This is a genomic window from Roseisolibacter agri, assembly GCF_030159095.1.
Taxonomy (GTDB): Bacteria; Gemmatimonadota; Gemmatimonadetes; order Gemmatimonadales; family Gemmatimonadaceae; genus Roseisolibacter; species Roseisolibacter agri.
Genome location: NZ_BRXS01000006.1, coordinates 187,643 through 209,869, shown reverse-complemented (window position 1 = coordinate 209,869; position 22,227 = coordinate 187,643). Strand labels below are relative to the sequence as shown.

Genomic DNA, 22,227 nt, shown 5'->3' with positions numbered 1-22,227 from the left:
ACATGTCCAGCCGCATCCTGATCATCGACTACGGCTCGCAGTACACGCAGCTCATCGCGCGCCGCGTGCGCGAGGCCCGCGTCTACTCGGAGATCCATCCGCCCACGCGCTCGGTCGAGTGGGTGCGGGAGTGGAACCCGACGGGGATCATCCTGTCGGGCGGGCCGAACTCGGTGTACGGCGAGAACGTCCCGACCGCCGATCCCGCGCTCCTCGACGTCGCGCCCACGCTCGGCGTGTGCTACGGCATGCAGCTCATCTCGCACCTGCTGGGCGGCGAGGTCATTCGCGGCGCGCATCGCGAGTACGGACGCGACGAGGTGATCATCGACGAGGGCGAGGCGCTGTTCGCCGGCTTCACGCCGGGCGAGCGCACGCAGGTGTGGATGAGCCACGGCGACCACGTCGAGAAGGCGCCGCCGGGATTCCGCGTCGTCGCGCACTCCGGGAAGCAGGCCATCGCCGCCATCCGCCACGAGTCGAAGCCGATCCTCGCGGTGCAGTTCCATCCCGAGGTCGCGCACACCCCGCGCGGCTCCGAGATCATCGCGAACTTCCTGTTCGACACCTGCCGCTGCACGCCCGACTGGACCCCGGGCGCGTTCATCGAGGAGGAGGTGGCGAAGATCCGCGCGCAGGTGGGGAACGCGCGCGTGATCTGCGGTCTCTCCGGTGGCGTCGATTCTTCCGTGGCGGCGGCGCTGGTGCACCGCGCGATCGGGGACCAGCTCACCTGCATCTTCGTCGACAACGGGCTGCTGCGGCTGCACGAGCGCGAGCAGGTGGAGCGCACCTTCCGCGCGCACCTCGGCATCGACCTGCGCGTGGTCGACGCGTCGCAGCAGTTCCTGGACGCGCTGGCGGGCGTCGACGATCCGGAGACCAAGCGCAAGCGCATCGGCCACACCTTCATCGACGTCTTCGAGGAGGCGGCGCAGTCGGTGGGCGACGACGTGCGCTTCCTCGTGCAGGGGACGCTCTATCCCGACGTGATCGAGAGCGTGTCGCCGACGGGCGGGCCGAGCGTGACCATCAAGTCGCACCACAATGTCGGCGGCCTCAAGCCGGACATGAAGTTCGCGCTCATCGAGCCGCTGCGCGAGCTGTTCAAGGACGAGGTGCGCAACGTCGGGCGCGAGCTCGGGCTGCCGGAGGAGATGGTCGGCCGGCACCCGTTCCCGGGACCGGGCCTCGGGATCCGCGTCATCAGCGACGTCACGCAGGAGAAGCTCGACGTGCTGCGGCAGGCCGACGCGATCTACCTCGAGGAGATCCGCAGCGCGGGCCTGTACAACGAGATCTGGCAGGCGTTCGCGGTGCTGCTGCCGATCCGCTCCGTGGGCGTGATGGGCGACGAGCGCACGTACGAGAACGTGCTCGCGCTGCGCGCCGTGACCAGCACCGACGGCATGACGGCGGACTGGTTCCACTTCCCGCACGAGGTGCTGGGGCGGATCTCGAACCGGATCATCCGCGAGGTCACCGGCATCAACCGCGTCGTCTACGACGTCAGCTCCAAGCCGCCGGCGACGATCGAGTGGGAATGAGCGCGCGGCGTGAATGACGAAGGGGCCGCCTCGAGTGAGGCGGCCCCTTCGCGTTTCAGACGCCCTTCTCCTTCAGCAGCTCCATGAACTGCGCCGGCTCCGTCAGCGAGAGCAGCCGCGTCGGCACGTCGGGCTCCTTGCTGAACTGCGCGATCTTGCCGAGCACGGGGAGGTACTGGTTCGAGACCTCGAGCGGCGGGGCGACGATCAGGAAGAAGAAGTTGACCGGCTTCTCGTCGATCGCCTTGAAGTCGACGCCGCCCGGCTTCCGGCCGAACGCGACGCGGAGCTTGTTGACGACGAGCGAGCGGCAGTGCGGGATCGCGATCCCGCGGCCGATGCCCGTGGAGCCGAGGTTCTCGCGGCGCTTCAGCATCTTGAAGAGCATCCCCTCGGACTTGTCGTCCAGCTTGAGCAGGGAGATGAGCTCCTTGAGGATGTCGTCCTTCGACGTCCCCTCCAGCTCCAGCTTCACGGCGTCCTCGGAGAAGAACTCGCGCAGTTCCATCGCGGGCCTCGGGCGTATCGATCGACGCGGCGCCCCGGATGGGTCGGCCGCAGGTGGTCCGAAGCTACCCGGGTGGCGATTTCCGGGCAACCCGGCCGGGCTCGCGGGCTAACTCGCTGTAAACGAAAGCGTTGCCGCGAGTTACCGGGCGCCGTTAGCTTTCGGGCATGCCCCGCTTCCCGTTCCCCGTCGCGGCCGACGTGCCGCTCTACCTGGCCCCGATGGCCGGCGTGTCGGAGTCGCCGTTCCGGCGCCTCTGCGCCCACCACGGCGCCGACGTGGTGGTGACGGAGTTCCTCTCGGCCGAGGGCATCCGCCGCGAGAACGAGGCGACGCTGGACAAGCTGCGCTTCGGCCCCGACGAGCGCCCCATCGGCGTGCAGATCTTCGGTGCCGACCCCGCGGCGATGGCGGACGCGGCGGCCCTGGTGACCGACGTCTTCCAGCCCGAGTTCGTCGACATCAACTTCGGCTGCCCGGTCAAGAAGGTCGTCAAGCGGAACGGCGGCTCGGGGTGCCTGAAGGACCTCGACCTGGTGCAGGCGATCATCCGCGCGGTGTCGCGCGCGACGCACCTGCCGGTGACGGTGAAGACGCGCAGCGGCTGGAGCGAGGACACGCGCGACCCGGTGGGAATCGCGCTCCGGATGCAGGACGCCGGCGCGCGCGCCTTCACGCTGCACGCGCGCACGCGGACGCAGATGTACACGGGGCACGCGCGCTGGGAGGAGATCGCCGCGGTCGTCGAGGCGCTGGAGATCCCCGTGATCGGCAACGGCGACATCAAGACGCCCGAGGATGCGCTGCGCATGCTCCGCATGACCAACGCGGCCGGCATCATGATCGGGCGCGGGTCGTACGGGCAGCCGTGGATCTTCGACCAGACGAAGGACCTGCTGGCGGGCCGGCCGATGCGACCGACGCCTGACGTCGAGACGCGGTTCGCCGTCGCGCTGGACCATGCGCGCATGGTGCAGGAGTACGAGGCCGACCCGGTGGGCGCCGCGATCGAGTTCCGGAAGCACCTCGGCTGGTACGCGAAGGGGCTGCCCAACTCGGCCGACCTGCGCCGCAAGCTGCACACGGTGTCGTCGTTCTCCGAAGTCGAGGGGATCTTCCGGGACTACGTGGCGCGCATGCAGCGCGGCGACTTCGCCGAGACGTTCGCGACGCCGGACATCGGTGATGCGGCGGCGGACGCCGGGGTCGAGGAGCCGTGCTGCGAGGACGCGGCGGCGTGACCGGGCGGGGCGCGCACCGGTGAGGCGCGACCGGGCGATGGCGCTGCTGCGGGCCGTCGCCCGCGGCGAGGTCGCGCCGGAGGGCGCGCTGGACCAGCTGGCGCTCGCCCCGTTCGAGGCGGTGGCCGACGCGGCGGGCGACGTCGCCACGCTGGACCACCACCGCGCGCTGCGGCAGGGCGTGCCCGAGGTCGTCTACGGGGCGGGGAAGTCGCCCGCCCAGGCCGTCGCGATCGTCGGGCGGCTGGCGGTGCGTGGCGAGGGCTTCCTGGTGACGCGGGCGGACGACGGGATGCGCGCGGCCCTGCTCGCCGCGTATCCCGCTGCCGTCGAGAACGTCCTCGGCCGGACCGTCCGGCTCGCGCCCGACGAGCCCGTGCGCTCGCACTGCGGGCGCGTCTGCATCGTCACGGCCGGGACCGCCGACCTGCCGGTGGCGGAGGAGTGCGCCGAGACGCTGCGGTCGGCCGGCGTGGTCGCGGATCGCGTCACCGACGTCGGCGTCGCGGGCGTGCACCGGCTGCTCGCGCGTGCGTCCCAGCTGGCGATGGCCGACGTCGTCATCGTGATCGCCGGGATGGACGGTGCGCTCCCGTCGGCGGTCGGGGGCATCGTGCGCGGCGCCGTGATCGCGGTGCCGACGAGCGTCGGCTACGGCGCCAGCTTCGCCGGCCTCGCGCCGCTGCTGACGATGCTGAACTCGTGCGCCGCCGGGATCACGGTCGTGAACATCGACAACGGCTTCGGCGCGGCGATGGCCGCGCTCCGGATCCTGGGCTCCCGCGCGAGCTCGAACGTCACGCCGGACGCATCGTCCAACGCCAAGCCCGGCAACGAGTTCGGCGTCGCGACCTGACCGGATCCGGCACCCGCCGCGGGTTGAATTCGCGTGCGCATCGGCTAGATTCCTTCCCGTAGTTCACGGGGGTGATCTGGCTTCGACGGGGTCAGTGAAGCCGTGGCTGCGCGCCCAGGTCCTCGGGTTCCTGGTAAAACACTCGGGAAAGATCCAACTGCCAACAACAACCTGGCTCTCGCTGCCTAACCCTTAGGGGTTAGCGCGGCAGTGCTCACGAGGAAGCCCGCCCGGGGCGTCGCGTGAGTATCGCAAATCTGGGCTAGCCCGCCGGTGCGTCTGCCGGCGGCGGGCGAAACTCTAGCAGACTCGTCCGGGAGTGGGCCGCCCACTGGCCAGCGACCGGAGACCTCAATCGGTGGGCTACGCGCGTAGACGCTGCAGTCGATCTTTTCTCGGACAGGGGTTCGAATCCCCTCACCTCCACTGACCAAAAAGGGGCGTCGCGCATGCGACGCCCCTTTTGGTCGTTCCGAGCGCGCGCAGCGCGGCGAGGAACCTCGGGTTTTGCGCGCTCAGGACGGCAAACCCGAGATTCCTCGCGGCGCGTTCCGCGCGCTCGGAATGACGGTCAGTCCCCGCGCCGCACGCTCAGCGCCCCCGCCGCCTCGCTGTCGTCCTCGCCCTGCAGCGCCGCGTGCGCCGCCGCCAGCCGCGCGACCGGCACGCGGTACGGCGAGCACGAGACGTAGTCCACGCCGCTGCGGTGGAAGAAGCGCACCGAGCGCGGCTCGCCACCGTGCTCGCCGCACACGCCCACCTTGAGGTCGGGGCGCGTCGAGCGCCCGTCGAACACCGCGCGACGGACGATCTTCCCGACGCCCGGCTCGTCGAGCACCTGGAACGGGTCGTCGGCGAAGATCCCCTTCTCGATGTAGGCGCCGAGGAAGCGGCCCGCGTCGTCGCGCGACAGGCCGAGCACCGTCTGCGTGAGGTCGTTCGTGCCGAAGGAGAAGAACTCCGCCGACCGCGCGATCTCGTCGGCGGTGAGCGCGGCGCGCGGCAGCTCGATCATCGTCCCGACGAGATAGGGCACCGCTTCGCCCATCGCGCCCATGACGTCGTCCGCGACCTTCCGGATGATCGCGGCCTGGTGCTCGAACTCGCGCACCGTCGCGACGAGCGGGATCATGATCTCCGGCCGCACGTCGATCCCGCGCCGCGAGCAGCGCACGGCCGCCTCGAAGATCGCCCGCGCCTGCATCTCGGTGATCTCGGGATAGGTGACGCCGAGGCGACAGCCACGGTGCCCGAGCATCGGGTTCGCCTCGCGCAGGTCGTCCACGATGCGATGGAGCTCGTCGCGTCCCATGCCGAGCGTGCGCGCCAGCAGCTTGGACTCCTCGCCGCCGTGCGGGAGAAACTCGTGAAGCGGTGGGTCGAGCAGGCGGACGGTCACCGGCAAGCCCGCCATCGCCTCGAAGATCCCCTCGAAGTCGGACCGCTGCATCGGCAGCAGGCGCGCGAGCGCGCGGCGGCGCCCGCCCTCGTCGCGGGCGACGATCATCTCGCGCATGGCGGTGATGCGCTCGCCCTCGAAGAACATGTGCTCCGTCCGACAGAGCCCGATCCCCTCGGCCCCGAACGCGCGCGCCATGCGCGCGTCGCGCGGCGTGTCGGCGTTGGCGCGGACGCCCAGCGTGCGCACCTCGTCGGCCCAGCCGAGCACGCGCGAGAAGGCGCGGAAGACGGGCGCGCGGTCGGGCATCAGCTGCCCACCGACGACGCGCACGATCTCGCTCGGCACCGTCGGCAGGTCGCCCGCGTAGACGTTCCCGCTCCCGCCGTCGAGCGTGATCCAGTCGCCCTCGGCGATGCTGGCGTCGCCCGCGGTGAGCCGCCGGCGGTCCGCGTCGACGTGGATGCCCTTCACGCCCACGACCGCGCACTTGCCCATGCCGCGCGCGACGACGGCCGCGTGGCTGGTCATGCCGCCACGCGCGGTGAGGATCGCACGCGCCGCGACCATGCCGTGGAAGTCCTCGGGCGTCGTCTCCTCGCGGACGAGGATCACCGCCTCGCCGGCGGCGCCACGGCGCTCCGCGGTGTCGGGATCGAACACCGCACGCCCGGCCGCCGCGCCGGGACTCGCCGGTAGCCCCGTGGCGATTGGCGTCGCGCGCACCGTCGAATCGATCACCGGGTGCAGCAGCTGGTCCATCTGCGTCGGCGTGACGCGCCGCACCGCCTCCGCACGGTCGATCAGCCCCTCGCGCACCATCTCGTCCGCGACCCGCAGCGCCGCCGTGGGCGCGCGCTTGCCGGTGCGCGTCTGCAGCAGGTAGAGCTTCCCGCGCTCGACGGTGAACTCGATGTCCTGCATGTCGCGGAAGTGCGCCTCGAGCCGCTGCTGCGTGTCCAGCAGCTCGGCGTACGCCTCGGGCAGGCGCTCCGCCATCTCCTCGATGCGCAGCGGCGTGCGGATCCCCGCGACGACGTCCTCGCCCTGCGCGTTCACCAGGAACTCGCCGTAGAAGCGACGCTCGCCGGTGGACGGGTCGCGCGTGAAGGCGACGCCAGTGCCCGAGTCCTCGCCCATGTTGCCGAACACCATCGCGACGACGTTCACCGCGGTGCCCAGCGTCTCGGGGATGGCGTGCACGCGGCGGTAGTCGACGGCCTTCTTCAGCGTCCACGAGCGCCACACGGCCTCGATCGCGCCCCACAGCTGCTCGGCCGGATCCATGGGGAAGTCGCGGCCGATCGCGTGTCGGACGAGCGACTTGTACTCCTCGACGAGCGTCCGCAGCGCGCCCTCGGACAGCTCGGCGTCGGTCTCCACGGCCTCGGTGAGGCGCTTGGCGCCGAGCAGCTGCTCGAAGCGCTGCGCGGGGACGCCGAGCACCACGTCGCCGTACATCTGCAGGAAGCGCCGGTACGAGTCGAAGGCGAAGCGCGCGTTGCCGCTGTTGCGCGCGAGGCCCTGCACCGTGCGGTCGTTCAACCCGAGGTTGAGGATCGTCTCCATCATCCCGGGCATCGACACGGGCGCGCCGGAGCGCACGGAGACGAGCAGCGGATCTTCCGGGTCGCCCAGCCGGCGACCGCTGGACGCCTCGAGCCGCGCGAGGTGCTGCGCGACCTCCTGGCGCAGTCCATCCGGCACCGCACCATCGCGCAGGTAGTCGATGCACGCCTGACACGCGATGGTGAACCCGGGCGGGACGGGCACGCCCAGGTTCGTCATCTCGGCGAGGTTCGCGCCCTTGCCGCCGAGCACCGCCTTCATGTCGCGCGTGCCCTCGGCCTTCCCCTGGCCGAAGGCGTAGACGAGGCGCGAGCTCGCGTTCGCGCCCGCGTCGCTCAGGTCAGCAGCCGCACCCGAAGCGGAGCTTGTCGGGGTCGGTGGGTGGTGGGGTGGGGTAGTCCCCGGAGAAGCATGCATGGCAGAAGCCTTCGGGTCCCGTGGGAACGGACGCCAGCATCCCGTCGAGCGAGAGGTAGCCGAGCGTGTCCACCCCGATCTCGCGCGCGATCTCCTCGAGCGAGAGGTTGGCCGCGATCAGCTCTTCCCGGTTCGGCGTGTCGATGCCGTAGTAGCACGGCCCCGTGATGGGCGCCGAGCTCACGCGCATGTGCACTTCCCGGGCCCCAGCGGCCCGCACCATCGCCACCAGGCCGCGCGTCGTCGTGCCACGCACGATCGAGTCGTCGACCATCACGACGCTGCGCCCCTCCAGCACCTCGCGCACGGCGTTGTACTTCACGCGCACCTTGGAGTCGCGGTCGCCCTGCGACGGCTGGATGAAGGTGCGGCCGACGTAGTGATTGCGGATCAGCGCCAGCTCGTAGCTGATGCCCGCCTCCTCGGCATAGCCGAGCGCCGCCGAGTTGGAGGAGTCGGGCACGCTGAAGACGAGGTCCGCCCCGGGGGCAGGGCACTCGCGCGCGAGCTGCCGGCCGAGCGCGCGCCGCGCGCGATCCACCGAGCCGCCGAAGATGCGGCTGTCGGGGCGCGCGAAGTAGACGTGCTCGAAGACGCACTTCCGAGACTCCAGCCGCGGCAGCGGGAAGGCGCTGCGCACGCCCTCCGCGTCGACCGCCACGACCTCGCCCGGCTCGACGTCGCGCACGTAGCGCGCGCCGACGATGTCGAGCGCGCACGACTCCGACGCGAACACCACCGCGCCGTTGAGGTCACCCATGACGAGCGGGCGCCAGCCGCGCGGATCGCGGGCCGCGACCAGCGTCTCACCGATCACGATCAGCAGGCAGTACGCGCCCTCGACGCCCTGGAGCGCCTCGGCGACGCGCGCCTCGGGCGTGCGGGCGTTGGAGCGGGCGATGCGATGGACGATCGCCTCGCTGTCCATCGTCGACTGGAAGATCGCGCCGGCCTCCTCCAGCTCGAAGCGCAGCTCCGTGGCGTTCGTCAGGTTGCCGTTGTGCGCCAGCGCGATGTGGCCGCCGCGCGAGCGTGCCAGCACCGGCTGCGCGTTCTCGAGCGTGGACGACCCGGCGGTGCTGTAGCGGGTGTGCCCGATGGCGAGCGCGCCGCCGCGGAGCAGCTCCGCCTCATCCTCCAGCAGCCCCTCGCTGACGAGGCCCATGCGCTTGACCGCGTGCGGCTGGCCCGCGACGTCGAGCGCCGCGATGCCCGCCGACTCCTGGCCGCGGTGCTGGAGGGAGTAGAGGCCGAGCTGCGTGACGGCCGCCGCGTCGGGATGGCCGCGCACACCGAAGATGCCACACATCGCGAGTCGTTCCTTGGTCAGGCGGTAGCGTGAGACGTCGCCGCGACGGTGGTCGCGGCGGTGGCCGTGCGGTCCATCAGGCGCGGGATCGCGCCGTGATAGGCGTCGGCGAGCGAGGCGAGGGGCGCGGTGAAGCTGTCGGCGCCGATGCGGATGGTGAGCCCGCGCGTGGCGTCGCCCACCGTGCCGATGACGCGGGCCGGGACGCCGTGGCGCGCGGCCGCCGCGAGCACCGCGTCGGCGTTCGTGGACGTGACGACGATGCGCCCCTGCGCCTCGCCGAAGAGCAGCGCGCGGCGCGGCAGCGCCGTCCACGCGGAGAGGTCGACGTCGGCGCCGAGCCAGCGCTCCTCGTCGCCGATCGCGCACTCGGCCAGCGCGACCGCGAGGCCGCCGTCGCTGCAGTCGTGCGCGCTCGCGACGTGGCCGGCGCGCACCGCGTCCAGCAGCGCCGCGACCAGCCGCTTCTCGCCGTCGAGGTCCACGCGCGGCGGCGCGCCGGCGACGGTGCCGTGGATGCGCGCGAGGTACTCGCTGCCTCCCAGCTCGTCGGTGTTCTCGCCGAGCAGCACGATGGCGTGCCCGGCGGCCTGGAAGCCGGCGCGCGTGACGTGATCGAGCGAGTCGACGAGGCCGACCATGCCGACCACGGGCGTCGGATAGATCGCGCCGTTCGGGTTCTCGTTGTACAGCGAGACGTTGCCGCCGGTGACGGGCGTCTGCAGCGCGCGGCACGCGTCGCCCATGCCACGCACGGCCTCGCGCAGCTGGAAGTAGACCTCCGGCCGCTTCGGGTTGCCGAAGTTCAGGTTGTTCGTGATCGCCATCGGCCGGCCGCCGACGCACGCGACGTTGCGCGCCGCCTCGGCCACCGCCGCCATCCCGCCGACGTACGGATCGAGGAAGCAGTAGCGGCCGTTGCAGTCGGTCTTGAGCGCGACCGCCTTGTCGGTGCCGCGCAGGCGCACCACCGCGGCGTCGCCGCCCGGGCCGATGACGGTGTTCGTGCGCACCATCGTGTCGTACTGCCGGTGCACCCAGCGCTTGCTGGCGATGGTCGGCGACGCGAGCAGCTGCGCCAGCGTCCACGCCGGATCGCGCTCCTCGGCCTTCTCGGCGATCGCGTGCACGTCGGTCGCGCGCAGCCGCACGATCTCGTCGGACTCGCGCGCCTCGGGCTCGTACGTCGGGCAGTCGGTCACCAGGCGGATGCCCGGGAACTCGGCCACGACACGGTCACCCTCGGTCACGCGGTACACCGGCTCCGCGATCACCTCGCCGATGACCGCCGCCGTGAGGTCCCACTTGGTGAGGATCGCGACGACGTCGTCCTCGTGCCCCTTCTTGGCGACGACGAGCATGCGCTCCTGCGACTCGGAGAGCAGCAGCTCGTACGGCGTCATCCCCTCCTCGCGCGCCGGCACCTTGAGCGTGTCGATCGTGACGCCGACGTCGCCGCGCGCGGCCATCTCGGCGCTACTCGACGTGAGGCCGGCCGCGCCCATGTCCTGGATCGCGACGATGTGCCCGGAGCGAATGAGCTCCAGCGACGCCTCGAGCAGCAGCTTCTCGGTGAACGGGTCGCCGACCTGCACGCGCGGGCGCTTCGCCTCGGTCGCCTCCGACAGGTCCTCCGACGCGAACGACGCGCCGTGGATGCCGTCGCGGCCCGTGCGCGCGCCGACCGCGATGATCGGGTTGCCGACGCCCTCGGCCACCGCGCGGATCAGCTCCTCCTCGCGCAGCAGCCCGACGCACATCGCGTTGACGAGCGGGTTGCCCTCGTACGCCGGATCGAACACGACCTCGCCGGCGACGGTCGGGATGCCGACGCAGTTGCCGTAGTCGCCGATCCCCTTCACGACGCCCGCGAACAGGTAGCGCACGCGCGGCGTCTCGAGGTCGCCGAAGCGCAGCGAGTCGAGCAGCGCGATCGGCCGCGCGCCCATCGTGAACACGTCGCGCAGGATGCCGCCCACGCCAGTCGCCGCACCCTGGTACGGCTCCACCGCCGACGGGTGGTTGTGCGACTCGATCTTGAACGCGACCGCGAGCCCATCGCCGACGGCGATGACGCCGGCGTTCTCACCGGGCCCCTGCAGCACCCACGGCGCCTCGGTCGGCAGCGTCTTCAGGAGCGGGCGCGAGTGCTTGTACGAGCAGTGCTCGCTCCACAGCGCGCTGACGATGCCGAGCTCCGTGAAGGTCGGCTCGCGGCCGAGCATCGCGAGCAGGCGCTCGTACTCGAAGGGCGTGATCCCGTGCTCGGCGACGAGCGCGGGGGTGATCTTCGGGTCGCCGGGGCGGGGCGTGACGGGCACGATACGAGGGTTGAGGCGGGGTCAGTACTTGATGCCGAACAGGTCCGCGACGAAGCGGCGCACGCCGCTGCGGTCCACGTGGTCGAAGATCTCCAGCTCGCCCTTGTCGAACCACACGCCGCCGCAGTCCGGGCACTGATCGATCTTCACGCGGTGCTGCTCCTTCTCCTGCAGGTGGCCGCCGCAGCGCGGGCAGCGCATCGTGTGCGACGCGCGCTCCGCCTGCCGGCGCGTCGCGTCCGCCTCGGCGCGCAGGCGCTCGATCAGCGCCGCGTTCTCGCGCGCGAAGTACTCGTCCTCGTTCTTGCTCGGCTTGTTCTCGATGGCCATGGTGCGCGGAGAGTGTCGGTGGGAAGCGGTGGCGACGGGGATCAGGCGTGGACGGCGCCGACGATCGACTCGAAGAGCGCGAGGCCGTCCCCGGAGCCGACGATCGGCTCGACGGCGCGCTCGGGGTGCGGCATCATGCCGAGCACGTTGCGCTTGTCGTTCAGGATGCCGGCGATGTCGCGCAACGAGCCGTTGGGGTTCGCGCGCTCGTCGGAGCCGCCCTCCGCGCCGACGTAGCGGAACACGACCCGGCCATCACCCTCGAGCCGGTCGAGCGTCGCGCCGTCGGCGACGTAGCGTCCCTCGCCGTGCGCGATGGGAATGCGCACGATCTGGCCAGCCGTGTAGCCGCTCGTGAAGCGCGAGTCGACGTTCTCGACGCGGAGGTGGCGCTGCTCACAGACGTACTTGAGCGATGCGTTGCGCAGCAGCGCACCGGGCAGCAGCCCGGCCTCGCAGGCGATCTGGAAGCCGTTGCAGATGGCGAGCACCGGTCCGCCGCGCGCGGCGTGCGCCGCGACCGCCTCCATGATCGGGCTGAAGCGCGCGATCGCGCCGCAGCGCAGGTAGTCGCCGTAGCTGAAGCCGCCCGGCAGGATCACCACGTCGGCGCCCTGCAGGTCGGTGTCCTTGTGCCAGAGGTAGAACGCCTGCTCGCCCAGCTGGTCCACGACCGCGTGGTACGCGTCGTAGTCGCAGTTCGAGCCAGGGAAGGTCACGATGCCGAACTTCATGCGCCGCCTCCTAGCCGTGCGCGGCCGCCGAGACGGCCGCGATCTCGACCACCTGCTCGATCTCGAAGTCCTCGGTCACCGGGTTGGCGAGCAGACGCTCGCACATCTCGGCGGCGCGACGCTGGGCCTCGTCGGCGCTCGCCGCGCGCGTCTCGACGACGACATGGCGGCCCACGCGCACGTCGGTGACCTCGGGGAAGCCCAGGGAGTGCAGCGCGTCGGCGACGGCCTTGCCCTGGGGGTCCAGGATGCCGCGGCGCGGGACGACGCGGATCTCGATGCGGTAGGCGGGCATGCGGAGAGAGCGGGAGTGCGGACGGAAGGGATCAGCCGGCGGGATCGGCGGGACCGCCGGGCGTGTCGGACGGACGGACCGGGCGCGGATGCTCGCCCGTGTGGTGCTTGCGACGGCGGCGACGGCGGCTGAGGCGACGGAGCTCGTCGTCGGTGACGTCGTCCTCGAAGCCGTCGGGCGACTCGCCGTCGCCGTCGGACGACATGCCGTACGACTCGGCCATCGGGTCGACGTACTCGCCGGCGCGCCGACGGTTCGCGGCGCCGGGCAGCTCGAACAGGCCGAGCAGGAGCGCGCGCAGCAGCCCGTACGCGAGGTAGCCGACGCCGAACAGGAAGAAGAAGTACTTGCTGAAGAAGATGCCGCCGATGACGATCGCCAGCACGCCGACGAGGCCCGCGACGCCGCGCCACGAGCGCACGCCGACCTTGGGCCACGACGGATAGGGCACCGTGCTGCTCATCATCGCCGCGAGCAGCAGCATCAGCCCGGGCATGATCTCCTGCCACGGCAGGTCCACGATGCGCGTGTCCTGGAACAGGCGCGTCTGCGTGAACCAGTAGTACGTCGCCAGCGTGCCGCCGGCGGCCGGGCTGGGAAGCCCGATGAAGTACGTCTTCGCCGCGCCGGCCTGCGTGACGTTGAAGCGCGCGAGGCGGAAGACCGCGCTGGCCGCGTAGATGAACACCGGCAGCCAGCCCCAGCCCCGCTGCGGCAGCACCGCGTAGTAGACGATCATCGCCGGCGCGAGGCCGAACGAGATCGCGTCCACCAGCGAGTCAAGCTGCTCGCCGAGCTGCGAGCCGGTGCGCGTGGCGCGCGCGACGGCGCCGTCGAACAGGTCGCAGACGCCGCCGAAGACGACGCAGCGCACCGCCGTCTCGAAGTTGCCGTGCGACGCCGAGATGATCGCGAAGATCCCGAAGCCGAGGTTCGCGAGCGTGAAGCCGTTCGGGAGCCAGGGGCCGGCGCGCCGGACGTTCGGACGGCGGAGCGCGGGACGCCGCATCAGCGCGCTCACCGGTCGGTGTCGGTGGGCAGCTCCGCGATCACGGTGGATCCGGCGACCGTGAGGTCGCCGATCTTCGCGTGCACCACGGAGCCGAGCGGCACGAAGACGTCGACGCGCGAGCCGAAGCGGATGAGGCCCATGCGCTCGCCCTGCGTCGCCTGCTCGCCCTCGCGGCTGTAGGTGATGATGCGGCGGGCGATGAGGCCCGCGATCTGGCGCATCAGCACGCGGTGCCTCCCGGTGTCGATGCCCACGGAGCTCTGCTCGTTCTCGGCGCTCGACGCCTCGGAGACCGCGTTGAGGAACTTGCCGTGGACGTACTGCACGTGGCGCACGATGCCGGAGACCGGATACCGGTTCACGTGCACGCTGAAGACGTTCATGAAGATCGAGATCCGCGTCGCGCGTCCCTGCACGAACGTCGGCTCGTCGACCTCGGTCATCAGCACCACCTTGCCGTCGGCCGGCGCCACCACGAGGTGGTGGCCGCGGTCACCGGCGCGCTCGGGGTCGCGGAAGAAGTACGCGACCCACGCCGCGATGACGGCGACGACGATCGCGAGCACCCACCAGAGGCCGCCGCGCTGCGCGGCGAGCACGAGGAGGATCAGGGCGAGCAGCGCGCTCGCGATGATGAACGGTCGGCCTTCGCGCGCGAATCTCACGGATGCGGGGTGTGCGTCACGTGGAGGCGACGGCCAGCGCGGAGCCGGTGAGTCGCCGGTACGCCTCAAGATAGCGGAGGCTGGTGGCCTGGACGACCTCGGGCGGCAACGTCGGCGGCGGCGCCTCGCCGTTCCAGCGGCCGGCGCGCCGTTCGGCGTCGAGCCAGTCGCGCAGCGGCTGCTTGTCGAAGCTCGGCTGGGAGCGGCCGGGCTCGTACCCGTCGGCCGGCCAGAAGCGCGAGCTGTCGGGCGTCAGCACCTCGTCGATCAGCAGGATCCGCCCGTCGCGGGCGCCGAACTCGAACTTGGTGTCCGCGATGATGATCCCGCGCTCCGCCGCGAGATCGCGTCCGGCGCCATACACGATCCGCGCCAGCCGCTCCAGCTCGGCGGCCGTCTCCGCGCCCAGCAGCGCCGCGACCTGCGCCGGCGTGATGTTCTCGTCATGGCCCTCCTCGGCCTTCGTCGCGGGGCTGAAGCGCGGCGGGTCGAAGCGGTCGCTCTCGCGGAGGCCGGCCGGCAGCGGCTCGCCCGCCAGCGTGCCCGCGGCGGCGTACTCCTTCCACGCGGAGCCCGAGAGGTAGCCGCGGACCACGCACTCGACGGGAAAGACGTCCGTCCGGACGCACAGCATCGCGCGGCCCGCGAGCAGCGCGCGGTGCGGCGCGAGCTCCGGCACCTCCCGGACGATCGCGTCCGCGTCGGCGCTCAGCAGGTGGTGCGCGAGGCGCCCGTCCAGCTGCCCGAGCCACCACGCGGTGAGCTGCGTCAGCACCGCGCCCTTGTGCGGGATCGCCTCGTGCATGACGACGTCGAACGCGCTCACGCGGTCGGTCGCGACCAGCAGCACGCGGTCGTCGCCCACCGCGTAGACGTCGCGCACCTTGCCGCGCCGGATGACCGGCAGCGGCAGCTCGGTGCGGCGGAGGGCTTCCGTCATACCCTCACCTCCTCGCGCGCGGCGTGCACGTCGGCACCGTGCGCGGCGAGGAGCGGCTCGATCACCTCCGCCAGGAAGTCGTCGACCTGGCGCGGCGCCCGGCCCACGAAGCGCGACGGCTCGGTGGCGGCGCTCAGGTCGTCCATCGAGAGGCCGAGCGCGGTGAACTCGGGATCGCCGGCGAGCCGCTCCAGCAGGTCGTTGCGCGCCGCGCCGCCATCCTTCAGCGCCCGCGCCGCCTCGACGCTGTGGCGGCGGATCACCTCGTGCACGGCCTGGCGGTCGCCGCCGGCGCGCACGGCGCGCACGATGATCTCCTCGGTCGCCATGAAGGGCAGCTCGTCGTCCACGCGGCGGCGGATGCGCGCCGGGTGCACCTCGAGACCGGCCGCCACGTTGCCATACAGGACGAGGATCGCGTCCGTCGCCAGGAACGACTCCGGGATCGCCAGGCGGCGGTTGGCCGAGTCGTCGAGCGTGCGCTCGAAGTACTGGACGGCGTGCGTCTGGTTCGCGTTCGGCTCCACCGACTGGACGAACCGCGCCAGCGCGTTGATGCGCTCGCAGCGCATCGGGTTGCGCTTGTACGCCATCGCCGACGAGCCGATCTGCTCCTTCTCGAACGGCTCCTCGATCTCGCCGAACGCCTGCAGCATGCGCAGGTCCGACGCGAACTTCGCCGCGCTCGTGGCGACGCCGGATACCGCCGACAGCACCTGCGCGTCGATCTTGCGCGAGTACGTCTGGCCGCTGACGGGGATCGACTGCGCGAAGCCCAGCTTCCCCGTCACGAGCCGGTCGAGCGCGCGCACCTTCTCGTGGTCGCCCTCGAAGATCGAGAGGAAGCTGGCCTGCGTGCCCGTCGTCCCCTTCACGCCGCGGAAGGGCAGGGTGGCGATGCGGTGGTCGATGTCGGCCAGGTCGAGCACGAGGTCCTGCATCCAGAGCGCCGCGCGCTTGCCGACCGTCACCAGCTGCGCGGGCTGCAGGTGCGTGTAGCCGAGCGCGGGCTCGTCGCGCCACTGGCGCGCGAACTTCGCCAGCTCGCCGAGCGTGTTCAGCACCTTCTGCCGCAGGATCTCGAGGCCGCGGCGCATCAGCAGCAGGTCGCCGTTGTCGGTGACGTAGCAGCTCGTCGCGCCCAGGTGGATGTACGGGCGCGCGGCCGGCGCGACGTCCGCGAACGCGTGCACGTGCGCCATCACGTCGTGGCGGAAGCGGCGCTCGTACTCGGCGACGGCGGCGAAGTCGATGTCCGTGAGGTGCGCGCGCATCTGCGCGATCGCCTCGTCCGGGATCGGCACGCCGAGCTCGCGCTCCGCCTCGGCGAGGGCGAGCCACAGCTGGCGCCAGAGGCCGTGCCGCTCGCGCGGCGACCAGAGGGCGAGCATCGCGCGCGACGCGTAGCGTTCGGCGAGCGGCGAGGAGTAGCGATCGTGCTGGGCGGTGGTCACGGCGATGTAGAGAGCGGCGCGAGGGCGGCGACCCGGGTCGCGCGCCCTCGCGCGGTGTCATTGACGGATGATGACGTCGGTGAAGCTGTATCGACCCTGTCGTTCGAAGAAGATGCGGATCGGGTCGCGCCCTGCGTAGTAGTCGATCGCGCGCGCGACGTCGTCGGCGCTGGTGACGGTCGCGCGATTGATCTGCACGATCACGTCGCCCGGCTCGAGCCCGATCTCGGTGCTGACGCGCTCCGAGGCCTGGTACACGAGCGCGCCTGCCGACGACTGCAGCCGGCGCTCGGTGCGGATGGCGGCGGTGAGCGTCACCAGCTGCAGCTCGCGCAGCACGGTGACCTTGGGCGCGGTGACCTCGGGGAGGTCCGCCACGCGCAGCGTCGCGGACACGTCGCGGCCGCCGCGGCGCACCGCGACCGGTACCTCCTCGCCCGGGCGCAGGTCCAGCAGCGCGGCCTCCCAGTCGAACGGGTTGCGCAGCGTGCGCGTGCCCACGCGCGCGAGGACGTCGCCCGGCTGGATCCCGGCGCGCGCGGCTGGCGAGCCCGGGACGATGGTGCGGACCACCACGCCGGCTGTCAGCAGGTCGCGCGGGTTGCCGGTCGCCTCGGGAGTGCGGAGCACGATGCCGACCCACGGCCGCCGCACGGTGCCGTGCGCCAGCAGGTCCTCGGCGACGCGGCGCGCGCGGTTGATCGGGATCGCGAAGCCCAGGCCCACCGAGCCGCCGCTCGGCGTGTAGATCGAGCTGTTGACGCCGATCACCTCGCCGTCGGCGTTGATGAGCGGCCCGCCCGAGTTGCCGGGGTTGATCGCGGCGTCGGTCTGGATCATGTCGAACGACGCGCCGCCGCCATCGGGCCCGCCGCCACCGCCGACGAGATTGCGCCCCGTCGCGCTGATGACGCCCGCGGACACGCTGGGCTCCGCGTTGCCGAGCACGAAGCCGAACGGGTTGCCGATCGCGACCGCCCACTCGCCGACGAGCAGGCTGTCGGAGTTGCCGAGCGGCGCCACCGGCAGCCGGCGCGCGTCGATCTTGAGGACCGCGAGGTCGTTGGTGACGTCGGCGCCGACGACGCGCGCGGAGTACGTCGTGCCGTCGCGCATCGCCACCGAGACGCGCGTCGCGCCCGCGACGACGTGCGCGTTCGTGACGACGACGCCGTCCTCACGGACGATGAAGCCCGTCCCGATGCCCGCCCGGGTCTGCGCGCCAGGACGCCGGCCGAAGAACACGTCGAACGGATCGACCGCCGTGCGCTCGACCGACTCCGTCTGCACCGTGACGACCGCCGGCGCGACGCGCGACACCGCCGTCACCACCGCGGTGCGTCGCGACGCCGTCACCGACACGGACGCGGGCTCCGGCAGCCGCGCCGACGCGGGCGCGGGCGGCGGCGGCGCGGGGTTCTGCGCGGCGGTGTCGGACGGCGTCCCACCCTGGCAGCCGACCAGCAGCAGCGTCGTCGCGGCGACCCGCGTCCAGCGCGGGCGGGGCGAGCTGGCGGCGGCGTGCGGCGGGCAGGATGATCGGGCAGCCATGGTCCGGTCGGTCGTTCAGATCGGGGTGATGCGCGGCTTGGCGCGGGAGGTCAGCTCGCGCAGGAAGGCGTCGATGCCGCGGTCGGTGAGCGGGTGCACGAGCAGCGATCGCACCGTCTCGAGGTCCACGATCACCGCGTCCGCGCCGGCCGCCGCGCAGGCGGTGAAGGCGGCGGCGCCGCGCGGGAAGCCGGCGACGAGATCGCACTCGACGTTCCCGCGGTCGAACATCGCGCGGATCTGCGCGAGCACCGTCATGCTGTCCTGGCCCAGCGCGTCGAGCTGGTCGACCGGCACCGTGACGACCGAGGCGCCGGCCTTCGCGGCCAGCAGCGCCTGCGCGGCGCTGAACACGAGCGTCGCCGCCACGCGCGCCCCCTCGCCGGCCAGCCGCCGGATCGCCACCACCGCGTCGTCCACCAGCGGCACCTGCACGACGACGTTGTCGGCGAGGCGCGCCAGCTCGCGGCCGTCGCGGTACATGTCGCTCGGATCCACCGACGCCACGCTCGCATGCACCGGCAGCGCGACCGAGCGCGCCAGCTCGGCCAGCAGCTCGCGGCCGTCGGTGCCCGGGCGCTGCTCCGAGAGCTGCGCGGGGGAGGGGACCAGCCCGTCGGCCAGCCCGTGGTCCACGGCCCACGCGATCTCTGCTACCGAGGCGGACGCCAGGAGGAGTTTCATGCGCGCGTGAGATAGAGGTGTGCGGGGTAGCGCACCGCGTCCAGGAAGAGCGCGCGCGCCGGGGCCGGCGGTGAAACCTCGCTGTTGTCGCCTGCCGCGAGCAAGCGGGGGAGGTCCTCCGGCGGCCGCTTCCCGAGCCCGATGTCGATCATCGTGCCCACGAGGAAGCGCACCATGTGGTGGAGGAACCGGTTCGCCTCGACCTCGAAGGCGAGGCCGCCCTCGCGCTCGCGCCAGCGCGCCTCGTGCACGATGCAGCGATGGTGGTCGTCCGGCGGCGCGGTCCCCTTCACGGCGAAGCCGCGGAAGGTGTGCTCACCCAGCAGAAGTGCCGCGGCGGCATCCAGCAGCGCGCGGTCCAGCGGCCGGTCGACCGCCCACTCGTGGCTGCGGCGGAAGGGCGAGTGCGCCGCGTCGTCGGTGCCCACGTGGTAGGCGTAGCGCCGCGCGGTGGCGTCGAAGCGGGCGTGGAAGGCCGGCTGCATCTCGTGCGCGGCCGCGACCCAGACGTCGTCGGGCAGGAGCGCGTTCATCGCGCGGCGGAGGCGCTCCGCCGTCCACTTCCCGTCCACGCGCACTCCGGCGGCCTGCCCGCGCGCGTGGACGCCCGCGTCGGTCCGACCGGCGCCGAGCACGGCGACCGGGGCGCCGCAGAGGCGCGCGAGGACCGCCTCCAGCTCCCCCTGGACGGTGCGCGCGTCGCGTTGCCGCTGCCACCCGGCGAACCGGGCGCCGTCGTAGTGCAACACGAGCTGCAACGTTCGGTCGGGCATCGACGCAAGGTAAGCGGTCGCCGGAAACGCGATCAAGCCGACCCGGGGCGCGCCGCGATTGACCGCGTGCGTGCGCCCCGGGCACATTTCGCCCCGACGCCCCGCGCGTCCCCGCCGCGGCGCTCCCGGGCCGCCCCTCACCGCCCGCATGCCGCCACGCCCGCTCGCCTCCCTCGCCCTCGCGCTCGGCGCGGCCCCGGATCTGGACGCCGCGCTCCTCGCGCTCGGGGAGACGCTGTCCGAGCTCGATCGCGGGGCGCAGCTGGCGCTCTTCCCGTACGACGCGCGGCGCGAGCTGCTGCGCGAGCGGCTGTCGCCCAACGGGACGGCGCTCGTGCGGACGGAGGCCGAGGCGAGCCTGGAGCACCTGCCGACCGCCGTGCGCCAGACGCTCCTGGGCGGCGCGCGCTTCGTCGAGCTGACCGACCGCTCGCCCGACTACGGGCGGCTGCTCGGCTTCGCGACGCCGATGGACGGGCAGCTCGCGCTGCGCGGCGTGGTGATCGAGGGCCACCTGGTGTCCGTGCTGGCGCTGCTCGAGCCGCGGCGCATCTTCGGCGCGCGGGTGCTCGATCGCTTCGCGCCCGCGGTGGAGCTGTTCGAGCTGTGCGTGGCGCGCTTCTGGGAGCGCGAGGCGCGCGACGAGGCGGTCAAGACGCTGGAGGAGGTGACGCAGCACGTGCACGGCGCGTACGTGCAGCGCCTCGCGCAGCTGGAGCGCGAGCTGGACGCCGCGCGACGCACGCCGGCCGCCGGCGTGGCGACGCTCCCCGCGCTCGACACGCTGCCGCCGCGCGAGGAGACCCGCGCCGAGCGCGTGGCGGCGGAGCGCCAGGCGGCGCAGCAGGCGGAGGCCGTACGCCGCGCCGAGCGCCGCGCGCAGCGGCTGGAGGAGCAGCTGGCGGCGGCGTCGGTCACCGTCGAGCAGACGCAGGTCGAGCTGCTGCGCCGCGGCGAGACGCTGCGGCAGACCGAGCGCACGCTCTACCTGATCGACCGCGTGCTGTCGCTGGACGCGGCGGCGCACGATCCGCGGCAGCTGGTGGATGGGCTGCTCGCGCTCGTGGGCGACGACATGCAGGCGCAGCGCTGCTCGCTGATGCTGCGCGCGCCGGAGCCGGACAACCTGTATCTCGCCGCCGCGCGCGGGCTCTCGCCGCACATCACCGAGGGCGCGCGCGTGCGCCTGGGCGAGGGCGTGGCGGGGCGCGTGGCGCAGTCGCGCGAGCCGATGCTCGTGCGCGACGTGCGCGACGCGGGCAGCCATCCGCTGCTCCGCGACCAGTACTTCACGAGCGGGAGCTTCATCAGCTTCCCGCTCGTCTACCACGACGAGCTGGTGGGAGTGGTGAACCTGACGAACCGCGCCACGCAGGCCGGCTACACCGACGCGGACGTCGAGCGCGTGCGCCTGCTGGGCCTCCTGATCGCGCTCGTCGCCACGCATGCGCGTCTGCCCGAGCGGCTGGTCGCGCACCTGGAGGTCGCGTGAACGCCCCCACGCCCGACGCGCTGCGCACCGCGCTGCGCACGCTCTCCGCGGGCGAGCGCCTGTCGCCCGACGCGGTCACGGAGGCGTTCGACGTCGTCATGCGCGGCGAGGCGACTGCCGCGCAGATCGCGGGGCTGCTCATGGGCCTGCGCGTGCAGGGCGAGACGTCGGACGTGGTCGCGGCGGTCGCGCGCTCGCTGCGCACGGCGATGCTGCACCTGCCGGCCGAGCGGCCCGACGAGCTGGTGGACACGTGCGGCACCGGCGGCGGCGCGGTCTCCACGTTCAACATCTCGACGGCGGCGGCGCTGCTGGCCGCGGGCGCCGGCGCGCGCGTGGCGAAGCACGGCAACCGCTCCTTCACCTCGCGCTCCGGCAGCGCCGACGTCCTCGAGGCCCTCGGCGTCCCGATCGACCGGCCGGTGGACACCATGCGCCGCTCGCTCGACGAGGCCGGGCTGGTGTTCATGTTCGCGCCGCTGATGCACCCCGCGATGCGGCACGTGGGCCCGGTGCGGCGCGAGCTCGCCGTGCCGACGGTGATGAACATCGTCGGCCCACTGGCGAATCCGGCGTCGGCGGGCCGGCAGGTGGTGGGCGTCGCCGAAGCGCATCGCGTCCCGCTCATCGCCGGCGCGCTGGCGGCGCTCGGCAGCGTGCATGCGCTGGTGGTGCACGGCGAGCCCGGGATGGACGAGGTCTCGCCCATCGGGCCGACGCGCGTGCTCGAGATCCGGCGCGGCGCGAACGGCGGAGAGACGGTCGGCGAGTGGACGATCGACCCGGCGGCGTACGGCTTCCGCGACGTGGATGCGCGGGACCTCGCCGGTGGAAGCCCGGAGGAGAACGCGGCCGTGATCGAGGCGGTGCTGGCGGGCGGCGGGCCGCGGGGTGCGCGCGCGGCGGTCGTGCTCAACGCGGCGGCGGCGCTCTACGTCGCGGGGCTGGCGTCCGACTACGCGGACGGCGTGGCACGCGCGACGGCGGCGCTGGACGGCGGGGCGGGGCGCGCGACGCTGGCGGCGCTGCGGCGGGTGTATCGGGATTAGTCCCGAACGCAGTGAGGGACCTGCTTTCCAAGCGACCAACCTCGCCTGGAAAGCAGGTCCCTCGCTGCGCTCGGGACTATC

The 22,227-nt window shown here is 72.6% G+C and carries 19 protein-coding genes and 1 other RNA gene; 6 read left to right on the top strand and 14 right to left on the bottom strand.

All coding sequences use genetic code 11. From position 1 onward, the window contains the following. The first annotated feature begins 2 nt into the window (after window positions 1-2). Window positions 3-1,547: a glutamine-hydrolyzing GMP synthase gene (gene guaA, locus rosag_RS19295; protein ID WP_284351806.1), complete on the top strand. Its 1,545-nt coding sequence runs from the start codon at window positions 3-5 to the stop codon at window positions 1,545-1,547. A 55-nt stretch (window positions 1,548-1,602) separates the two neighbouring features. Here the strand turns inward: guaA and rosag_RS19290 are convergent, their stop codons facing one another. Further along, the gene (locus rosag_RS19290) at window positions 1,603-2,055 is read right to left on the bottom strand and encodes a PTS sugar transporter subunit IIA (protein WP_284351805.1); all 453 of its coding nucleotides are present in this window, start codon (window positions 2,053-2,055) and stop codon (window positions 1,603-1,605) included. A gap of 167 nt (window positions 2,056-2,222) precedes the next feature. On the opposite strand from rosag_RS19290, the gene dusB reads away from it, so the two are divergent. From dusB to ssrA, 3 genes are all read left to right on the top strand, one after another. After that, entirely contained in the window at window positions 2,223-3,296 is a 1,074-nt protein-coding gene (gene dusB, locus rosag_RS19285) for a tRNA dihydrouridine synthase DusB (RefSeq protein WP_284351804.1), read from the top strand. A gap of 19 nt (window positions 3,297-3,315) precedes the next feature. Beyond that, window positions 3,316-4,152 (top strand): nickel pincer cofactor biosynthesis protein LarB, encoded by an 837-nt coding sequence (larB, locus tag rosag_RS19280; RefSeq protein WP_284351803.1) that lies wholly within the window; start codon window positions 3,316-3,318, stop codon window positions 4,150-4,152. 67 nt (window positions 4,153-4,219) lie between these two features. Continuing rightward, window positions 4,220-4,581: a transfer-messenger RNA gene (gene ssrA / locus rosag_RS19275) on the top strand. Between the two features lie 142 nt (window positions 4,582-4,723). On the opposite strand, the gene ppdK is transcribed toward ssrA, so the two are convergent. From ppdK to truA, 13 genes are all read right to left on the bottom strand, one after another. Then, window positions 4,724-7,459 carry a pyruvate, phosphate dikinase gene (ppdK, locus tag rosag_RS19270; RefSeq protein ID WP_345784865.1) on the bottom strand — a complete coding sequence of 912 codons (2,736 nt, stop codon included), beginning with the start codon at window positions 7,457-7,459 and terminating at the stop codon, window positions 4,724-4,726. Between the two features lies 1 nt (window position 7,460). Continuing rightward, the gene (gene purF / locus rosag_RS19265) at window positions 7,461-8,846 is read right to left on the bottom strand and encodes an amidophosphoribosyltransferase (protein WP_284351801.1); all 1,386 of its coding nucleotides are present in this window, start codon (window positions 8,844-8,846) and stop codon (window positions 7,461-7,463) included. Between the two features lie 17 nt (window positions 8,847-8,863). Beyond that, window positions 8,864-11,167 carry a phosphoribosylformylglycinamidine synthase subunit PurL gene (purL, locus tag rosag_RS19260; RefSeq protein ID WP_284351800.1) on the bottom strand — a complete coding sequence of 768 codons (2,304 nt, stop codon included), beginning with the start codon at window positions 11,165-11,167 and terminating at the stop codon, window positions 8,864-8,866. A gap of 21 nt (window positions 11,168-11,188) precedes the next feature. Beyond that, complete coding sequence (locus rosag_RS19255) at window positions 11,189-11,497, bottom strand: TFIIB-type zinc ribbon-containing protein (RefSeq protein WP_284351799.1); 309 nt, start codon at window positions 11,495-11,497, stop codon at window positions 11,189-11,191. 41 nt (window positions 11,498-11,538) lie between these two features. Further along, window positions 11,539-12,231, bottom strand: a complete 693-nt coding sequence (purQ, locus tag rosag_RS19250; RefSeq protein ID WP_284351798.1) for a phosphoribosylformylglycinamidine synthase subunit PurQ — start codon at window positions 12,229-12,231, stop codon at window positions 11,539-11,541. Window positions 12,232-12,241: 10 nt separating this feature from the next. Continuing rightward, complete coding sequence (purS, locus tag rosag_RS19245; RefSeq protein WP_284351797.1) at window positions 12,242-12,526, bottom strand: phosphoribosylformylglycinamidine synthase subunit PurS; 285 nt, start codon at window positions 12,524-12,526, stop codon at window positions 12,242-12,244. 31 nt (window positions 12,527-12,557) lie between these two features. Beyond that, window positions 12,558-13,547, bottom strand: a complete 990-nt coding sequence (locus rosag_RS19240) for a CDP-alcohol phosphatidyltransferase family protein (RefSeq protein ID WP_284351796.1) — start codon at window positions 13,545-13,547, stop codon at window positions 12,558-12,560. Then, window positions 13,544-14,203, bottom strand: coding sequence for a phosphatidylserine decarboxylase family protein (locus tag rosag_RS19235; RefSeq protein ID WP_284351795.1), 660 nt, complete (start codon window positions 14,201-14,203; stop codon window positions 13,544-13,546). Before rosag_RS19235 ends, rosag_RS19240 begins: the two co-directional genes overlap by 4 nt. 16 nt (window positions 14,204-14,219) lie before the next feature. Beyond that, window positions 14,220-15,143 carry a phosphoribosylaminoimidazolesuccinocarboxamide synthase gene (locus rosag_RS19230; protein WP_284351794.1) on the bottom strand — a complete coding sequence of 308 codons (924 nt, stop codon included), beginning with the start codon at window positions 15,141-15,143 and terminating at the stop codon, window positions 14,220-14,222. Continuing rightward, a complete protein-coding gene (gene purB, locus rosag_RS19225; RefSeq protein WP_425607525.1) occupies window positions 15,140-16,534 on the bottom strand; it encodes an adenylosuccinate lyase in 1,395 nt (464 codons plus the stop codon). The genes rosag_RS19230 and purB overlap by 4 nt, the downstream gene beginning before the upstream one ends. A gap of 120 nt (window positions 16,535-16,654) precedes the next feature. Beyond that, entirely contained in the window at window positions 16,655-18,148 is a 1,494-nt protein-coding gene (locus tag rosag_RS19220) for a trypsin-like peptidase domain-containing protein (protein ID WP_284351792.1), read from the bottom strand. A 15-nt stretch (window positions 18,149-18,163) separates the two neighbouring features. Further along, window positions 18,164-18,832: a transaldolase family protein gene (locus rosag_RS19215; RefSeq protein ID WP_284351791.1), complete on the bottom strand. Its 669-nt coding sequence runs from the start codon at window positions 18,830-18,832 to the stop codon at window positions 18,164-18,166. Then, a complete protein-coding gene (gene truA / locus rosag_RS19210) occupies window positions 18,829-19,605 on the bottom strand; it encodes a tRNA pseudouridine(38-40) synthase TruA (RefSeq protein ID WP_284351790.1) in 777 nt (258 codons plus the stop codon). The genes rosag_RS19215 and truA overlap by 4 nt, the downstream gene beginning before the upstream one ends. A gap of 148 nt (window positions 19,606-19,753) precedes the next feature. Between truA and rosag_RS19205 the strand changes: the two genes are divergently transcribed. Together rosag_RS19205 and trpD are read left to right on the top strand one after the other, a co-directional pair. Continuing rightward, a complete protein-coding gene (locus tag rosag_RS19205; protein ID WP_284351789.1) occupies window positions 19,754-21,097 on the top strand; it encodes a GAF domain-containing protein in 1,344 nt (447 codons plus the stop codon). Then, entirely contained in the window at window positions 21,094-22,146 is a 1,053-nt protein-coding gene (trpD, locus tag rosag_RS19200; RefSeq protein WP_284351788.1) for an anthranilate phosphoribosyltransferase, read from the top strand. Before rosag_RS19205 ends, trpD begins: the two co-directional genes overlap by 4 nt. The last annotated feature ends 81 nt before the right edge of the window (window positions 22,147-22,227 follow it).